Origin of the sequence: Streptomyces phaeofaciens, assembly GCF_014648915.1 — a bacterium.
Classification (GTDB): domain Bacteria; phylum Actinomycetota; class Actinomycetes; order Streptomycetales; family Streptomycetaceae; genus Streptomyces; species Streptomyces phaeofaciens.
Window position 1 is genome coordinate 78,317 of sequence record NZ_BMSA01000029.1, and the last position, 14,594, is coordinate 92,910.

Annotated in this window: 12 protein-coding genes and 2 riboswitches; of the genes, 5 read left to right on the forward strand and 7 right to left on the reverse strand. The window is 71.4% G+C overall.

The annotated features are described in order from the left end of the window. Positions 1-63 precede the first annotated feature (63 nt). The 4 genes from IE275_RS36445 to IE275_RS36460 form a co-directional block, all read right to left on the reverse strand. Positions 64-1,071, reverse strand: coding sequence for an ABC transporter permease (locus IE275_RS36445; RefSeq protein ID WP_189716942.1), 1,008 nt, complete (start codon positions 1,069-1,071; stop codon positions 64-66). 354 nt (positions 1,072-1,425) lie between these two features. Then, a complete protein-coding gene (locus IE275_RS36450; protein ID WP_189716943.1) occupies positions 1,426-2,226 on the reverse strand; it encodes an enhanced serine sensitivity protein SseB C-terminal domain-containing protein in 801 nt (266 codons plus the stop codon). Between the two features lie 162 nt (positions 2,227-2,388). After that, positions 2,389-3,177 carry an enhanced serine sensitivity protein SseB gene (locus tag IE275_RS36455; protein WP_189716944.1) on the reverse strand — a complete coding sequence of 263 codons (789 nt, stop codon included), beginning with the start codon at positions 3,175-3,177 and terminating at the stop codon, positions 2,389-2,391. 72 nt (positions 3,178-3,249) lie between these two features. Next, positions 3,250-3,930, reverse strand: coding sequence for an AAA family ATPase (locus tag IE275_RS36460; protein ID WP_189716945.1), 681 nt, complete (start codon positions 3,928-3,930; stop codon positions 3,250-3,252). Between the two features lie 178 nt (positions 3,931-4,108). Then, positions 4,109-4,210: riboswitch (glycine riboswitch) on the forward strand. Further along, positions 4,211-4,318: riboswitch (glycine riboswitch) on the forward strand. Between the two features lie 38 nt (positions 4,319-4,356). Between IE275_RS36460 and gcvT the strand changes: the two genes are divergently transcribed. The 4 genes from gcvT to IE275_RS36480 all read left to right on the forward strand — a co-directional run bounded on the left by gcvT (position 4,357) and on the right by IE275_RS36480 (position 8,721). Next, entirely contained in the window at positions 4,357-5,475 is a 1,119-nt protein-coding gene (gene gcvT / locus IE275_RS36465; RefSeq protein ID WP_189716946.1) for a glycine cleavage system aminomethyltransferase GcvT, read from the forward strand. Positions 5,476-5,584: 109 nt separating this feature from the next. Beyond that, positions 5,585-5,962 carry a glycine cleavage system protein GcvH gene (gcvH, locus tag IE275_RS36470; RefSeq protein WP_189716947.1) on the forward strand — a complete coding sequence of 126 codons (378 nt, stop codon included), beginning with the start codon at positions 5,585-5,587 and terminating at the stop codon, positions 5,960-5,962. Positions 5,963-5,976: 14 nt separating this feature from the next. Further along, positions 5,977-7,257, forward strand: coding sequence for a serine hydroxymethyltransferase (glyA, locus tag IE275_RS36475; protein WP_189716948.1), 1,281 nt, complete (start codon positions 5,977-5,979; stop codon positions 7,255-7,257). A gap of 96 nt (positions 7,258-7,353) precedes the next feature. Next, positions 7,354-8,721, forward strand: a complete 1,368-nt coding sequence (locus tag IE275_RS36480) for an L-serine ammonia-lyase (protein WP_189716949.1) — start codon at positions 7,354-7,356, stop codon at positions 8,719-8,721. 82 nt (positions 8,722-8,803) lie between these two features. On the opposite strand, the gene IE275_RS36485 is transcribed toward IE275_RS36480, so the two are convergent. Further along, positions 8,804-10,684 carry a galactose oxidase early set domain-containing protein gene (locus tag IE275_RS36485; RefSeq protein ID WP_189716950.1) on the reverse strand — a complete coding sequence of 627 codons (1,881 nt, stop codon included), beginning with the start codon at positions 10,682-10,684 and terminating at the stop codon, positions 8,804-8,806. A gap of 331 nt (positions 10,685-11,015) precedes the next feature. Here IE275_RS36485 and IE275_RS36490 point away from each other — a divergent pair, with 331 nt between their 5' ends. Then, a complete protein-coding gene (locus tag IE275_RS36490; protein WP_229870964.1) occupies positions 11,016-13,283 on the forward strand; it encodes a Dyp-type peroxidase in 2,268 nt (755 codons plus the stop codon). Positions 13,284-13,531: 248 nt separating this feature from the next. On the opposite strand, the gene IE275_RS36495 is transcribed toward IE275_RS36490, so the two are convergent. Both IE275_RS36495 and IE275_RS36500 read right to left on the reverse strand, forming a co-directional pair. Continuing rightward, the gene (locus IE275_RS36495) at positions 13,532-14,242 is read right to left on the reverse strand and encodes an NADPH-dependent F420 reductase (RefSeq protein WP_373299360.1); all 711 of its coding nucleotides are present in this window, start codon (positions 14,240-14,242) and stop codon (positions 13,532-13,534) included. A gap of 119 nt (positions 14,243-14,361) precedes the next feature. Beyond that, positions 14,362-14,574 (reverse strand): EF-hand domain-containing protein, encoded by a 213-nt coding sequence (locus IE275_RS36500; RefSeq protein ID WP_189716952.1) that lies wholly within the window; start codon positions 14,572-14,574, stop codon positions 14,362-14,364. Between the last annotated feature and the right edge of the window lie 20 nt (positions 14,575-14,594).

Consider the following 14,594-nt stretch of genomic DNA (forward strand, 5'->3'; position numbering starts at 1 on the left):
ATTTGATGAGAGCCCCCGTGTCAGTGCCACGGGACAGTTGTGGTGCGGCCGCGGTGCGGCGGTTCAACGGGACGCCTTCGGGTCGAGCGCGTCCCGGACGCCGTCACCGAAGAGGTTGAACGCCAGCACGGTGATGAAGATCGCCACGCCCGGAACCACCATGAACATGGGGTCGGACTCGTAGTAGTCGATGGCGCTCGAGAGCATCTGCCCCCAGGAGGCGGTGGGCGGCTTGACGCCCACGCCCAGGAAGCTCAGTGCGGCCTCGGTGAGGATGTTGGTGGGGATCATCATCGTCGTGTACACGACGATCGGGGCGACCAGGTTGGGCAGCAGTTCCTTGAACAGGATGTACAGCCGGCCCGCACCCAGTGACCGGGCGGCCTCGACGTACTCGCGCTCACGCAGCGAGAGCGTCTGGCCGCGCACCACGCGGCCGATGTAGGGCCAGCCGAAGAAGCCGATGACCACGATCATCAGGAAGACGCGCACGCTCGATCCGGTCAGGCCGAGCATGTGGTTCGGCATGACGGAGACCAGCGCGATGATGAACAGCAGCTGCGGGAAGGCGAGCAGGCCGTCCATGATCCGGCTGATGAGCGAGTCGACCCAGCCGCCGAAGAAGCCGGCGAGGATGCCCAGGACGGTTCCGAGGATCACGGCCACGACCGCGGACAGGAAGCCGACCAGCAGCGAGATCCGGGCCCCGTAGAGGATGCGGGCGAGGATGTCGCGGCCGTTGACCGGCTCGACGCCCAGCAGGTGGTCGCCGCTGATGCCGCCCAGGGAACCCGTCGGGGTGCCGAACAGCGGGTCGATCAGGTTCTCGTGATACTCGTTCGGGTCCTGCCCGAGGAGACTCGTGATGACCGGGGCGAACAGCGCGACCAGGACGAGGAAGAGCACGACGATGCCGCCCGTCAGGGCGAGCTTGTCCCGCTTCAGGCGCTCCCAGGCGATCCGGCCCAGGGAACGACCCTGGACGGCCTTGGCGCTTGCGGTGGCGACCGCCGCTTCGTCGGCCGCGCTCGGGGCCGCTTCCGCGGTCGGCTCGTGCAATGGTGCCGTCATCTGGCAGGGACCCCTCTCAACCGGCGGTAGCCGGCCCGCGCTTGCCGCTGTAGCGGCTGATCCGTCCGTCGTACACAGGGACGAAGTCCCCTGGAGCGGGAGTCTTCAACGCTTTGGCGATCTGTAGCCAGACTTGGCAGTGAATGGATGCGTAAACGTGATGCGGCCAGAAGGGTTCCGTTATCCGGACGCCGGGTAACGCCCCCCGGACAGGGGCGAATTGGGTCATACCCGGTGCAAATCGGACTATTAGTTGTCATCTACGCGCGCAGAACCCGTGAGGGTCCTGTGAACCACCCTGCACGCGACGCCCCCGACTCCCGGTCCGTGGCCTCGCGCCGGCGTCCCGGGTGGTCAGTACCGGCCCGTGGGCGGGAAGCCGTAGCCGCCGGCCGCGGGTGCCTGGGCCGGGGCGGCGGGAACGTGCGCCTCACGGTCGTAGAACGGCCGTGCGCCGGCCCGCATCCACATCACCACCGGGTCGTACTCGTCCGTCATGGCGACCGTCGACACCGGCAGCCCGTCCGGCACCGCCCCGATGGACTGCTGCATCATCGCCCGCACGGCGTCCACGGCCGGCGGCGAGGAGTCGTACACGTCGAGCCCGATCGCCAGGTAGGGGGCGCCCAGGGCCGGTTGCACCCAGGCACGGCGCAGGGCGCGCACGGCGGGGGTGCGATGGGCGTTCTGCGCGAGCAGGGCGTAGAACTGCGGGATCTCGATGGCGGGTTCGGAGAGTCTGAGCGGTCCGGCCGGCTGGCGGTCCAGGCCGGTCGCGATGCGGCGCAGATCCAGCCAGGGGATGCCGACACCACCACCGGGGGCGTGCGGGTTCAGCCAGAGGCCGTAGTGGTCGGGATAGAGCGTGCGGGCCACGTCGACTCCGTCGACCACCTCGTACGACCGGTTCCAGCCGCTCGCCGAGAGCTCCTGGGCGGAGGTGACGCACGGGGCGTAGCCGTGGCCTTCCACCTCCATGTTCCCGTACTGGGCGTCCGGGGAGCCGGCCTGGCCGTGCCACAGGAGCATCCAGACCTGGCCGGAGGCGGGGGTGGCGAGGGCGCGCAGGAGCGCCTCGTAGGCGTCGTAACGCCCGGGCGTGACCTGGCGCAGCATGTGCTCGACCTGTCCGGCCGCGATGCCGCTGGCGCTCACCTGTACCGCCCCTTCTATTTTGAGTTGCCCCGCGTATGAGAACAGCTTAAGCGCCCAGGGGCCCGGGACCTGTTGCGCGTCCGCGGGTACCGGTGCGCGGTGACGTGCCGCGCCCGGCGGCGGCGCCGGGCACCGGCCCGGCCGCACGCCCCCGGGGCCGCCCTAGCGCTGGTGGAAGGGGCGGACCTGCGCCCTCATCCACTCCCCCACCGGGTCCTGGGCCACGTCCAGCAGGATCAGGTTGACCGGCCACTTCGGCCCGGCCTTGCCCATGGCCCGGCCGAGGGCGTCCAGGGGGAGTTCGCGTGCGTCCCCCTCCCAGTGGGACAGCTCGACGCCGACGAACATCACCGGGTCGGCGGTCTCGATGGCGGCCAGGCAGCGGCGGGCCGTGAGGACCACGCCCGTGGCGTCGAACTCGGCCGAGGCGGCGGCGAGGAAGTCCACCGGGTCGTCCTGCCAGTCCGGCTCGAAGAGACGGACGCGGGCACCGCTCGCCGGTCCGTCCAGCACGGTACGGCCGGCCCGGCACAGCTCGGCCACGGCGGCCGGCGGCAGCGGGATGCCGACCACGCCCTCCGGGTTGACGAACATGCCGACCTGCGGCGGCAGCCCCCGCGCGAACTCCACCGCGGGCGCGATCGTGTACGACATGTGCGCCCCGGCGACCTGACGGAACTGCTCCTCGGAGCTGAACACCGGCACGAAGGCCTGGCCCTCCAGCTCGATGGCGGGCAGGTCGAGGGGGCCGCTGTGCGGGCCGCCGCCGCCGGGCAGCGGGACCCAGACGAAACTGCGGGCGAGCACCTCCACGATGCGCCCGCCGGCGCCCGGGACGCCGAGGGAGGCGGAGAGCACCTCCTCCAGCTCGTTGCCGGGCCATCCGCCGTGCGGGTGGGGGTGTGCCTGTGCCGGGAATGCCGTCGGGAAGTCCGCCGGTGGGAAATCCATCTGCCTACCGCCTGCTGGGAACCACGAGTGTGGCTGAAAGGCTAACGGGTGTCGGGGCTCTTTCCTCAGTCCTCAGCCGGTGAAGCCGATCCGGCGCAGGGCGTCCGCCGCGTCCCGGTCGAGCAGGACCGCCGAGCCGACGCCCACGGGCAGCCGGCCGCGCTCCACCGCGCGCAGCAGCCGTGCGGCGGCCGTGCGGTGGCGCAGGAACGCGTACCGGGAGACGCCGCGGCCGCGCTCGCGCTGGCCCTCCAGCGCGGTGCCGGGGGTGACGTCCAGGAGCAGCAGGTGCAGGGTGCCGCCGCGGCGGCGGGCCTCGCGGGCCAGCCAGTCGCGCACCCAGGCCTGGGTGCCGCAGTCGTGGACGACGACGCCCGCGCCGGTGCGCAGGGCCCGGCGCAGGCCGACGTAGTGGGCGAGACGGACCAGGGGACGGTAGAGGGCGTAGGGCAGGAAGCGGGGCGCGCGGGCGTCCCAGCGGTCGCGGGTGTCCTGGGAGTCGATGCGCGGGCCGGTGACCGCGCGCCTCATGAGCGTGGACTTCCCGCTGCCGGGCAGCCCGGTGACCACCACCAGGTCGTGGGGGCCGAAGAGCAGGCCGTGCGGGCTGCGGCCGGAGCGCTCGCGCAGGTCGCGGACGACGGGCGCGGGCCGCGCGCGGCACGCCTCCCCGGCCGGGGCCGCCGGCTGCGCGGGCAGCGCGAGCGCCGAGGTGGTCGCCAACGCCGTGGTCCTCGCCGTGGTCCTGTTCACCGTGATCGTCCTTCCCCTGGGGTCAGGTAAGTCTTCTCCCCATCGAACGTAAAGAGAAGGTAATCCGTGATGTCTCGCGTTTTCGTGCGCGTACCGCCACAGCCCGGTTACAGATGCGGCCTGCCGCGACCGGGGGGAGCCGTGCAATGATGTGCCCGCCAACTGCATACCGGCCGCTTGAATCCGCGCGGGAGAGTCTCCAGCAGCAGCACGCGCTGGGGCGCCGAAGGAGCAAGTCCCTCCCTTGAATCTCTCAGGTCCCCGTTACCGCGCGGGCGAGGCACATCTGAAAAGCGGGCCGCCGTCGCCGGTGGTCCCACCCAAGGTGCAAGCCATGTCCTGTCCGGTCATGGCGAACCTCTCAGGTTCCGATGACAGATGGGGAGGAACGACCTCGCCTGTCATGCCTTGGGAGACGACCGACCGATGAGCAGTACCGCACTCCGTCATACCGCGCTCGATGCCCTGCATCGCTCGCTCGGCGCGATGATGACCGACTTCGCCGGCTGGGACATGCCCCTGCGCTACGGCTCCGAACGCGACGAGCACACCGCCGTGCGCACGAGGGCCGGGCTCTTCGACCTCTCGCACATGGGCGAGATCACCGTCACCGGCCCGCAGGCCGCGGCCCTCCTCGACTTCGCCCTGGTGGGCAACATCGGGGGCGTGCGGTCCGGCCGGGCCCGCTACACCATGATCTGCCGGGAGGACGGCGGCATCCTGGACGACCTGATCGTGTACCGGCTGGCCGACACTGAGTACATGGTCGTCGCCAACGCCTCCAACGCCCAGGTCGTGCTGGACGCGCTGGTGGAGCGGGCGGCCGGCTTCGACGCCGAGGTGCGCGACGACCGCGACGCCTACGCCCTGATCGCCGTCCAGGGCCCCGAGTCCCCGGGGATCCTCGCGTCCCTCACCGACGCCGACCTGGACGGCCTGAAGTACTACGCGGGCCTGCCGGGCACGGTCGCCGGGGTCCCCGCGCTGATCGCGCGCACCGGCTACACCGGCGAGGACGGCTTCGAGCTGTTCGTGAAGCCGGAGCACGCCGTGGAGCTGTGGCAGGCGCTGACCCGGGCCGGCGAGGGCGTCGGCCTGGTCCCCTGCGGTCTGTCCTGCCGGGACACCCTGCGCCTGGAGGCGGGCATGCCGCTGTACGGGCATGAGCTGTCGACCGCGCTGACCCCCTTCGACGCGGGTCTCGGGCGCGTGGTGAAGTTCGAGAAGGACGGCGACTTCGTCGGGCGCGAGGCGCTGGCCCGGGCGGCCGAGCAGGCCCTGGAGAAGCCGCCGCGGGTCCTGGTCGGCCTGGTCGCCGAGGGCCGCCGGGTCCCGCGTGCCGGGTTCGCCGTCGTCGCGGGCGGCGAGGTGATCGGCGAGGTCACCTCCGGCGCCCCCTCCCCGACGCTGGGCAAGCCGATCGCGATGGCCTACGTCGACGCCGCGCACGCCGCTCCGGGCACCTCGGGCGTCGGTGTGGACATCCGCGGCAGCCACGAGCCGTACGAGGTCGTGGCGCTGCCCTTCTACCGGCGCCAGAAGTAGACACTGGAGATCGAGCGCAGGTGACACTGCGCACATTTCCGCTGCTCACGCGCGTTTTCAGTAGTCCCCCATTCACCAGCACTCCCCCGCGTACAGGAGAATTCAGGCCATGAGCAACCCCCAGCAGCTGCGCTACAGCAAGGAGCACGAGTGGCTGTCGGCCGCCGAGGACGGCGTCTCGACGGTCGGCATCACGGAGCACGCGGCCAACGCGCTCGGCGACGTGGTCTTCGTCCAGCTCCCGGAGGTCGGTGCCACGGTGACCTCGGGCGAGTCCTGCGGTGAGCTGGAGTCGACCAAGTCGGTCAGCGAGCTGTACTCGCCGCTCGCCGGCGAGGTCGTCGAGATCAACCAGGACGTGGTCGACGACCCGTCGCTGGTCAACTCCGCCCCCTTCGAGGGCGGGTGGCTGTTCAAGGTACGCGTCACGGGCGAGCAGGAGGAGCTGCTCTCCGCCGACGAGTACACCGCCTACACCGCCGGCTGAGGAGTCGTAGACGCATGTCCGTCCTGAACACGCCCCTGCACGAGCTCGACCCGGAGATCGCGGCCGCGGTCGACGCCGAGCTGAACCGTCAGCAGTCCACGCTCGAGATGATCGCGTCGGAGAACTTCGCTCCGCTCGCGGTCATGGAGGCGCAGGGCTCGGTCCTCACCAACAAGTACGCCGAGGGCTACCCGGGCCGCCGCTACTACGGCGGCTGCGAGCACGTCGACGTCGCCGAGCAGATCGCGATCGACCGGATCAAGGAACTGTTCGGCGCCGAGTACGCCAACGTCCAGCCGCACTCGGGCGCCTCCGCCAACCAGGCCGCCCTGTTCGCGCTGGCCCAGCCCGGCGACACCATCCTGGGCCTGGACCTGGCGCACGGCGGCCACCTGACCCACGGGATGCGGCTGAACTTCTCCGGCAAGCAGTTCGACGTGGTCGCCTACCACGTGGACCCGGAGACCGGTCTGGTCGACATGGCCGAGCTGGAGCGGCTCGCCAAGGAGCACCGCCCGAAGGTGATCATCGCCGGCTGGTCGGCGTACCCGCGCGAGCTGGACTTCGCGGAGTTCCGCCGGATCGCCGACGAGGTCGAGGCGTACCTGTGGGTCGACATGGCGCACTTCGCGGGCCTGGTCGCGGCCGGTCTGCACGCCAACCCGGTGCCGTACGCGGATGTGGTCACCTCGACCACCCACAAGACGCTGGGCGGCCCGCGCGGCGGCGTCATCCTGGCGAAGAAGGCGTTCGCGAAGAAGCTGAACTCGTCCGTCTTCCCGGGCTTCCAGGGCGGTCCGCTGGAGCACGTGATCGCGGCGAAGGCGGTCTCCTTCAAGGTCGCGGCCTCGGAGGAGTTCAAGGAGCGCCAGCACCGTACGGTCGAGGGCGCGCGGATCCTCGCCGAGCGCCTCACGGCGGCCGACGCCCGGGCGGCCGGGATCAACGTGCTCTCCGGCGGTACGGACGTGCACCTGATCCTGGTGGACCTGCGCGACTCCGAGCTGGACGGCCAGCAGGCCGAGGACCGGCTCCACGAGGTCGGCATCACGGTCAACCGCAACGCGGTCCCGAACGACCCGCGGCCCCCGATGGTCACCTCGGGTCTGCGGATCGGCACGCCCGCCCTCGCCACCCGCGGCTTCACCGCCGAGGACTTCACCGAGGTCGCGGATGTGATCGCCGAGGCGCTGAAGGCGCCCTCCCCCTTCGGGGAGGCCGACGTCCAGGCGCTGAAGGCCCGGGTCACGGCCCTGGCCGCCAAGCACCCGTTGTACCCCGGTCTGAACAAGTAGTTCCTTTTCGCCGGGCGCCCCGCACACTCGTAGGTGAAGGTGCGCGGGGCTCCCGGTGAGAACCCTCCTGCACCACCCCGTCTTGAGGAGTACCCCGTGGCCATCTCGGTCTTCGACCTGTTCTCGATCGGCATCGGCCCGTCCAGCTCCCACACGGTCGGTCCGATGCGCGCGGCACGCATGTTCGTCCGGCGCCTGCGCAACGAGGAGCTGCTGTCCTCGGCGGCCTCGGTCCGCGCCGAGCTGTACGGCTCCCTCGGCGCCACCGGCCACGGCCACGGCACGCCCAAGGCGGTCCTGCTCGGCCTGGAGGGCGCCTCGCCGCGCACGGTCGACGTGGAGTCGGCGGACGAGCGGGTGGAGCGGATCAAGGAGTCGGGCCGGCTGAACCTGCTCGGCGAGCGCGAGATCCCGTTCTCCTTCGACGACGACCTGGTGCTGCACCGCCGCAAGGCGCTCCCGTACCACGCGAACGGCATGACGCTCTGGGCGTACGACGCCTCCGGCGCCGAGCTGCTCTCCAAGACGTACTACTCGGTCGGCGGCGGCTTCGTCGTCGACGAGGACGCGGTGGGCGCGGACCGCATCGTGCTCGACGACACGGTGCTGAAGTACCCCTTCCGCACGGGCGACGAGCTGCTGCGCCTGACCAAGGAGACCGGCCTGTCGATCTCCTCGCTGATGCTGGAGAACGAACGCGCCTGGCGCACCGAGGACGAGATCCGCGCGGGCCTCCTGGAGATCTGGCGGGTCATGCAGGCCTGTGTCTCGCGGGGCATGTCCCGCGAGGGCATCCTGCCGGGCGGCCTGCGCGTCCGCCGCCGCGCCGCGGTGACGGCCCGCCAGCTGCGCGCCGACGGCGATCCGCTGGCCCACGCCATGGAGTGGATCACCCTGTACGCGATGGCGGTGAACGAGGAGAACGCGGCGGGCGGCCGCGTGGTGACCGCCCCGACGAACGGCGCGGCCGGCATCATCCCGGCCGTCCTGCACTACTACGTCAACTTCGTCCCCGGCGCGGACGAGGACGGCGTGGTGCGCTTCCTGCTGGCCGCGGGCGCGATCGGCATGCTCTTCAAGGAGAACGCCTCCATCTCCGGCGCCGAGGTCGGCTGCCAGGGCGAGGTCGGCTCCGCCTGCTCGATGGCGGCCGGCGCCCTCGCGGAGGTGCTGGGCGGCAGCCCCGAGCAGGTCGAGAACGCGGCCGAGATCGGTATGGAGCACAACCTCGGCCTCACCTGCGACCCCGTCGGCGGCCTGGTGCAGATCCCCTGCATCGAGCGCAACGGCATGGCCGCGGTCAAGGCGGTCACCGCCGCCCGTATGGCGATGCGCGGCGACGGCACGCACAAGGTCTCCCTCGACAAGGTCATCAAGACCATGAAGGAGACCGGTGCGGACATGAGCGTCAAGTACAAGGAGACCGCGCGGGGCGGGCTGGCGGTCAACATCATCGAGTGCTGAGCGGGCGCCCGGCGCGGCGCTCCGGGGACCCGCCGGCGGCGGGGATCCCCGGAGGGGGGTGCGGCGCTAGGCCGGACACGGCCTAGGGGGTCTGGCCGCCCGAGGCGGGCTTGAGCTGGACCCAGCCGGCGGTGCTGGGCACGCCCTCCTCGTTGAGCAGGAAGAGCATGTAGTAGCCGGGCGGCGCGGCGCTCGCCGACGGCGGTGCCTGGAGTTCGAGGAAGCTGCCGCTGCGGCTCTTGATCCGCAGGTCGAGATGGCGCTGGCTGGTGTTGACCGAGTGGGTGGCGGTGGTCGGCGCCAGCAGGACGGCGCGGGTGATGTCGGCGGCGGTGCTGCTGCTCACCGCGATCTTCTCGTTGTAGCCGACGGACGGGTTGAACACCGTGCCGAGGTTCGGGCGGCCGCCCTGCCGGAGGTAGGCCGGCTCGTAGATCTCGATGCTGCCGTTCATGTCGTCGGTGATGTCGGGGTCGTTGGCGAGTTCCTGGAGTTCGTCACCGGTGACCATGACCCGGCCGTCCGGGAGCACGACGGCGTTGGAGTGGTAGCCGCGCGGCAGCCGCTGGGCGGGGCCGAGCCGCCAGTTGCCGTTCTCGTCGCGCAGTTCGATCTGGCGGTACTTCAGGTCCGCGTTGGGGTTGTACGTGCCGTTGCCGTAGTCGCGGATGTCGAAGGCGCCGTTGACGGTCATCAGGGTGGCGTCCGGCATGAGCAGGGTGTTGTCCTGGGTGCGGCCGAAGGCTCTCGCCTTCTCCTTGCTCCACTTGCCGCCGACCAGCTGGTAGGTGTTCGGGTCGTCCCGGTCCCCGCCGAGGACCAGCACCGAGTCGGGCCCCTTGAAGCCGGCGGGCAGGGGCACGGCGGACCCGTAGTTGCGCGGCGTGTTGTCCGGGCGGGGCGCCAGGTCCTTGCGGGTCTCGGCGACGGGGTCGAACAGCCACTGCTGCTCGGGGTCCCGGCCCAGGCCGTAGACCTTGCCGTCGCGCAGGGAGAAGAGGTGCGGGTAGTCCCGTTTGAACGGGGCGTCGGACGTGAACAGTTCCGGCTTCCAGCCCTGCGGCTTGTCCGTCTTGGCGACGGGGACGGGCTTGTTCAGGGCGGGGAAGCGCTCGACGATCGCGGTGGGGGTGCCCCAGCCGAGCTCCGACTGCCCGGACATGATCAGCTGCCGCCCGTCCGCGCCGGTGACCACCGACGGGTACCACCGGCCGACCGCCATGTCCTGGTTCAGGTACCACTTCTCCTCCCACGGGTCGAAGACGAGGGAGAGCTTGGCGCCGGAGCCGCCGTTGCCGCCGAGGTTGCCGCCGAAGACGCCGAGCATCCCGTTGGGCAGGAAGGAGTGGCCGGCGCAGAAGAACGGCGCGGGGCGGGGCTGGTCGAGGCCGTCCGGCATGTTGATCACGGGCGGGGTGACCTTGGTGAACGAGCCCGGTCCGGTGCCCTTGGCCGGGTCCCACAGGTAGGCGCGGCCCGCGTTCTCCCTGCCGATGGTGTCGGTCGGGGCGGGTTCCTTCTGCGGATTGGTCTCGATGCGCTCGAAGGAGAACAGCAGCACCTTGCCGGTGGGCAGCATCGCGATGTGGGCGGCGAAGTCCGGGGACTGGAAGTACTCCCGGAACCGGCCGGCGTCCGCCGGGTCGAACTCCGCGTTGATCTTGGCCTGTGAGGCCCCGAGCGCCTTGAGGCGCTCCGTTCGGGTGGTCTGCGGGTACTCGCCGACGGCCTTGACGGCCTCCCTGGTCCTGGCGTGCTCCTCGGCGTGTTCCCGGCCGATGACGGTCGCCTCGTCCGGGTCGACGTGCACCCGGTCGGCCGAGGGGACGTCACCGCCGGTGCCGTGGGCTAGGGCCGGGCCCGTGGACAGCGCGGTGAAGGTGAGCGCGGAGGCGGCACAGGCGGTGACCGCCGCGGCCAGCATCCTCCTGGACGACGGCCCGGGCCGGTTCCTGTGGGACATGGAACTCCTTGCGAGAGGGGGGACAGGGCGCACGGCGGAGCGCCGCGGCCGTGCCGTTTCGGCGGCCCGGGCGGCGAACACATGACGCAATCCTGCAATTACTCTCAGTGTTCGCATCTCGGGCGCGGACTGTCGCGCGATGCCGGGCAGGCGGGTGACTCCACGAGGGCCGAGCGGGTCAGAGCCCAGGTGGGACAAGGGTTCCGCCGCCAGGGGGCGGCGCCGGGAGGGGGCGGCCGGGCGATCTCACCCCTTCACACGCCGATTACTTAGCGTACTGTCATGACTACTGAGCATATTCCCGGCACATGTGACCGATGAGGGAAAGTCCATGACAGAAGAGCTCACACTGCGCGAGAGCGACGACATCCAGGGCGATGTGATCGCGGGCTTCAAGAAGGACCGGATGACCCTGCTCTTCCTCAAGTTCGAGGACCCCCCGCGGGCTCGCACCTGGGTGAAGCGGCTCGCCTCCCAGATCTCCACCACCCGGCAGGTGGCCGCCTTCAACGCGGCGTTCCGCAGGGCCCGGCAGGCCAACGGCGGTGACGACCCGCAGAAGCTGAAGGCCACCTGGACGAACGTCAGCTTCACCTACGAGGGCCTCAAGGTCCTCACCGGCAAGGACCCCCTGCCCTCGGTGCGGCGGGGCGGCACCCTGGAGGCGTTCAAGGACGGGTCCCACAAGCGCTCCCTGGGCGACACCGGCGACAGCTCACCGGAGAACTGGCTGTTCGGGGACGGCAAGGGCCAGACCGTGCACGCCGTGATCACCGTCGCCTCCGACACCGCCGAGGGGCTCCAGGACGCCCTGACCGCCCAGCGCGAGGCGGCCGCGCAGGCCAAGATCGTGATCGTCTTCCAGCAGAACGGCGCCACCCTGCCGGGCACCCGCCGCGGCAAGGAGCACTTCGGCTTCAAGGACGGGGTCAGCGAGCCGGGGGTGACCGGCTTCGACGAGCCGGACCCGGAGCGCCCCGAGTACGTCAAGGACCACCCGGGCACCCGGCTGGTGCCGCCCGGCGAGTTCGTCATCGGGCACGACCGGATCGGCGGGATCCCCTACGACGACATGCCGGAGTGGGCCCGCAACGGCAGCTTCCAGGTGGTGCGCCGGCTCGCTCAGGACGTCCCCGGCTGGTGGGCCCAGGTCGCCGCGCAGCTGAAGGTCCTGCGCCGGGCCAAGGTCGTCCCGCAGGAGGCGACCACCGAGTGGCTGGCCGCCCGGATGGTGGGCCGCTGGCGCTCGGGCACTCCCGTCGCCACGTGCCCGCACGCCGACATGCCCGACAACGCCCTCGCGAGCCAGGACAACGACTTCGGCTACCGGGGCGACCCGGAGGGGTTCGTCACCCCGCTCTTCTCGCACCTGCGCAAGACCAACCCCCGCGACGGCCTTCAGGAACATCCCGGCACGGAGCCGCTCCCCGAGAATCCGGTCATGGACCGCCGCCGGATCATCCGCCGCGGCGCCCCCTACGGCGCGCCCTTCGACCCGGCCTCGGAAGGGCCCGGCGGCCCCGACCACCCGCGCGGGCTGCTCTTCGTCTGCTACCAGTCCGATCTCGTCGAGCAGTTCGAGTTCATCCAGAAGAGCTGGATCAACGACACCGGCTTCCCGCCGGACCGCCCGAGGAAGCCCGGCCCCGACCCGATGGTCGGCCCCACCGGCACGGTCGGTTTCGAGACCCCCGGCGCGACGACCGAGCTGAGCTTCCATCAGTTCGTCACCACCGAGGGCTCCGTCTACGCCTTCGTCCCCTCGCTCACCACCCTGCGGCTGCTGGGCGACGGCCGGCTGACCGACCGGCTCCCGGACGCGGTGCGGCCCACCGACGCCTTCCTCCCGATCCCCGACCGGCAGCGGGACAAGGGCAAGAGCTGGTACTGGGCCTACGGGACGGGCGGCGCGGGACCGGTCTGCCGCACCCTCTCCATCGCCGACGGCGACACGCACCAGGATGTCGTCGAGCGTCCCGACCGGCCCCTGTCCACCTGGCCGGCCTATGTCGGCGTGGCCACGGTGGACGCGATCCTGCCGGTGCCGGACGAGCAGCGGGTGGGCGGCTTCAGCCGGTACTGGCTGTTCCACACGGTCGAGGGGCGTCAGGTCTACCGGCTGCTGTCGGTCACGGACGGGGCGGAGTCCGGACTCGCGCCCGAGGCGGCGGTCACGCTCGAACGGCCCGACCGGCCGATCTCGGCCTGGGCCTCCTTCAGCGGGATCGAGCAGGTGGACGCCCTGCTGCCGGTGCCCGACATGCAGCGCCAGAACGGCAAGAGCCATTACTGGCTCTTCCACTCCTCGCTGGGCCGGCAGGTCTACCGGCTGATCTCGATCGCCGACGGCTCCGCGCACCACGACGTCATCGAGCGCGGCGACCGGTCGCTCGATCTGTGGCCGTCACTGGCCGGGATCTCCCGGGTGGACGAGTTCCTCGCCGTACCCGACGGGCAGCGCGTCGACGGGCTGAGCCTGTTCTGGGTGTTCCACCAGGACAAGTACCGGATCATCTCGATCGCCGACGGACACGGGCACCCCGACCGGATCGTGGTCGAGGACCGCCCGATCACCCTGTGGACGTCCCTGACGGGCTGAGACGGCGGACACTTCTCGGCGGGCACCCGGTACCGGAAGGGGCCCGCCCGTCGGGAGGGGCCGCCGCCGAACAGGTCCTCCGGCGCGGCGCGCAGGACGGCCGCGGCGGCCTCGGCGGCCTGGGCCGTGACCGCCCGGGGCAGGCCGGGGCGGGCCGGCGGCCGGCATCGTCGAGTGCCGACGCCGCCCCGCCGCCCCCGCCCCGGGCACCGGTGTCGCGCCGGGCGCGGGCCCGGTCCGCAGGGGCCTCAGCCGCGGAACGCCGCCGGGCGCTCGGGGTCGGCCTCCGCCAGAGCCTTGGTGACCTCGGCGACGCCTGCCCGCAGGCCGTAGACGGGGGTGTCGGGCTGCTGGCGCCAGGAGTCGTCGATGCCGCCGGCGTCGACGGTGTCGAAGCCGAGCTCGTCGATCAGGGCGCGGATCTTCGCCTTGGCCACCTCGTCGTCCCCGGCGACCGGCAGGGCGGTGCGGGCGGGGTCACCGGCCGGGAGCGGGCGGTCCAGGATGTCCTGGGCGTAGGTGCCGTTGAAGGCCTTGACGACGGGGTGGCCGATCTGGCGCTCGATCCAGCGGCTCTCGGTGAGGCCCTCGTCCTCGATCCCGGCGATACGGCCGTCGCGCTGCTGCGGGTAGTAGTTGTTGGTGTCGATCACCACGAGGCCGTCGGCCGCGCCGTCGAGGACCCCGGCGGGGAGGCCGGGCACCGCGTTGAGGGGGATCGTGACGACGACGACCTCCGCGCCGCGGGCCGCCTCCGTCACGGCCACCGGGGTCGCGCCGGTCTCCGCCGCCAGCTGGGTGAGGGTGTGCGGGCCCCGTGAGTTGGCGACGGAGACCTCGTGGCCGAGGGCGGTGAGCCGCCGGGTGAGGTTGCCGCCGATGTTGCCCGCGCCGATGATGCCGATCTTCATGTCAGGCCTTCCGGTCCGTCCGTGTCCGTCCGTCCGGGTTCCATGCATACGCATGGAACCTCCGAGGGGCGACAACCCCGGGCGGCCATCGGCTATTCCGGTGCCCGCGGGCACGAGAAAGGGGGAGCCCGGCGCGAAGATCCCGCGCCGGGCTCCCCCCTGGGGCACTACTTGTTCAGGTAGGCCCAGAACTCGTCGAACGAGAGGACCTTGTCCCCATTGAGGTCACGGTCCTTGATGATGACCTCGGCGACCGACTCGGTGACGTTCCAGTCGCCTGCCTGGGCCAGGGCGGTCTTGAACTCGGCAGCGGTGATGAATCCGTCACCGTCCGTGTCGATGCGCTGGAACTGCTTGCGTGCTTCTTCGATGTCGGCCACCGATCCGCCCCTTTTTCTTC

Excerpts from the sequence above, each read along its gene's own strand:
- IE275_RS36445 (WP_189716942.1), bottom strand. The coding sequence starts at position 1,071 with ATGACGGCACCATTGCACGAGCCGACCGCGGAAGCGGCCCCGAGCGCG.
- IE275_RS36455 (WP_189716944.1), bottom strand. The coding sequence starts at position 3,177 with ATGGATTTCCCACCGGCGGACTTCCCGACGGCATTCCCGGCACAGGCA.
- gcvT (WP_189716946.1), top strand. The coding sequence starts at position 4,357 with ATGAGCAGTACCGCACTCCGTCATACCGCGCTCGATGCCCTGCATCGC.
- gcvH (WP_189716947.1), top strand. The coding sequence starts at position 5,585 with ATGAGCAACCCCCAGCAGCTGCGCTACAGCAAGGAGCACGAGTGGCTG.
- glyA (WP_189716948.1), top strand. The coding sequence starts at position 5,977 with ATGTCCGTCCTGAACACGCCCCTGCACGAGCTCGACCCGGAGATCGCG.
- IE275_RS36485 (WP_189716950.1), bottom strand. The coding sequence starts at position 10,684 with ATGTCCCACAGGAACCGGCCCGGGCCGTCGTCCAGGAGGATGCTGGCC.
- IE275_RS36490 (WP_229870964.1), top strand. The coding sequence starts at position 11,016 with ATGACAGAAGAGCTCACACTGCGCGAGAGCGACGACATCCAGGGCGAT.
- IE275_RS36495 (WP_373299360.1), bottom strand. The coding sequence starts at position 14,242 with ATGCATGGAACCCGGACGGACGGACACGGACGGACCGGAAGGCCTGAC.